Annotated in this window: 2 protein-coding genes; both read left to right on the forward strand. The window is 46.5% G+C overall.

Features of this window, described 5'->3' with window-relative positions; translation table 11 throughout:
• Positions 1 to 328 (forward strand): hypothetical protein (locus tag PN838_RS25800; protein WP_272182719.1); only part of this gene is annotated, 328 nt, incomplete at its 5' end.
• Entirely contained in the window at positions 294 to 2,000 is a 1,707-nt protein-coding gene (locus PN838_RS25805) for a thrombospondin type 3 repeat-containing protein (RefSeq protein WP_272182720.1), read from the forward strand. The genes PN838_RS25800 and PN838_RS25805, both read left to right, overlap by 35 nt.
• The last annotated feature ends 113 nt before the right edge of the window (positions 2,001 to 2,113 follow it).

Below are 2,113 nucleotides of genomic sequence, written 5' to 3' on the forward strand. Positions count from 1 at the left end.
AGGCGAAGATTACGGCGACCATATGTGGTTTGACTATGGCCGAATAATGGATGCGAGTGACACAGTGGATGAAATCTCCTATGTTTATGATTTTGAAACAGCGGATTGGGTTGAAGAAATGGACCCTGAAGTTGAGTTTGTCATTACGGACTTAGGCATTACAGAAAATACTAATACCTTAATGGTGGTGGGTTATGGCGATAATGGCGACACCGCAACCTTAAGCAATGGGTTAGATACGTTTACGGTAGACTTAATAGGTCTGGATATCGCGGGCCAACGCATTGAAGATTATGTCGCCAGGGAGTTACGAATGGCATCTAGGTGATGGCATGCCGATGTTCAGTGATGGGGCCATGAGCTTTATCGCGGAGATAAATCAAAGTGGCGACGCACAATACCGTTTCTGGTGTGATTCAGGCGGTGGTTTATCCGACTGGTTCCCAGAGTTGAACTGTGAAAATGTGATTATCGTGGACTGGGTATTGGACGCAGAAAGTAGCAACGGTGCTCAACTTCCAGTCGCAGCGATGAGCATTGATGATGTGATAAACAATGCCAATGAAACGACAGATATGCCGGTTCAGGTGTGGCTTGGCGATAATCAATTTGTGGAAGTTTGGTCAGACGACGGAACGTTTGCCGGTGGTAACCTCGAAGTGAAATACCATTCAGGAATGAACGCAGAAGCGGGCCCTGTAGCGGTAAGTAATGGACTGGAATTGACCATGATGGGCGATGTTGCGGTGTATACATTTGTATTACCAGACGGCATTGATATGCCAGAACAAATGATGTTCCTATTTGAAGAGTCCACATTGGAAAGCACGGATGACATGACAAATACCTACTTACGTATGGGTTATGTGGTTGACGGTATGGGTGTTGAGCAAGTCATGTTGTTTAACGATGTGGCGAAAGACGATGTGCTGATGCACTTTGCACCAATGAAGCCAGTGAGTGATAAAGACTATGATGGCTGGGATGATGATATGGACAACTGTCCAGAGCATTATAATCCGCAACAACATGACCAAGATGGTAATGGTATTGGCGATTTGTGTGACTTCAATTATCAAAATAAAGACTATGACCAAGATGGTTGGTTAGACGGTGAAGATAATTGCCCAGTCGTGAAGAACGAAGACCAACTGGATGTGGACGAAAATGGCGTTGGCGATGCATGTGAAATCAACGGCGAAGCAGATACAGACGGTGACGGTATTGAAGACTATATGGACAGTGACATCGATGGCGACGGCGTGATGAACGACGAAGACATGGATATTTATAATCCATGGATAGGCAAAATGGTTGATGAGCCAGATTTTGATGAAGACGGCATTCCAGATTATATGGATGATGACATCGATAATGACGGCGTATTAAACGAAGACGACGCTGATGATTACGACGATATGGTGTGGGACAGAAGGCAGTTCACCGACTTAGACGGTGACGGCGTGATGGACTACGACGATAACTGTATTGCCGTGATGAACGACGGACAGGAAGACGCGGACGATAACGGCTTAGGCGATGCGTGTGATATTGCGGTGAGTGACATCAGTGGCCTGTGGCATGGTAAAGGACAAGAATCTTTTAGCGATATCAGCTCTGACATGACGTGCGACATGAGCGGCATGATTTATCCTATGGGCGGCTTAGGCAAAATTGAAATGGAAGGCAATCAGTTCTTCGTTTTCGATGCGAATGTAAATGATGATCGTGACGATGACATGTACGGCATGGAAGGCATAGAAGGAAACATGGGCAGCCATATGATTGCGTACGGCGTACTGGCCGAGGATGGCAGCTACATGTGGTACGAAATGAAGGACGACATGGAACCTAACAATGCCGAGGGCACAGACGACGGCATGAGTGAGAATACTGCCGAAGACGGAACGGACGACACTGGATCAGAGCGAAATGGCACCGATGTTCCGGATGTACATGGGTCAATACGACGAGTTATCGGATACGATGATGCACAGTGATGTGGTGGAAGACACTGAAAAAGGCTGTGTTGTCACCACGACAATGAGCATTGAACGCCCAGATATGAGTGTTAATGAAGAAACAGCATTTATGGCTGGTTTGAGCTGGTTTG

The organism is Psychrosphaera algicola, from assembly GCF_028401425.1.
GTDB lineage: Bacteria > Pseudomonadota > Gammaproteobacteria > Enterobacterales > Alteromonadaceae > Psychrosphaera > Psychrosphaera algicola.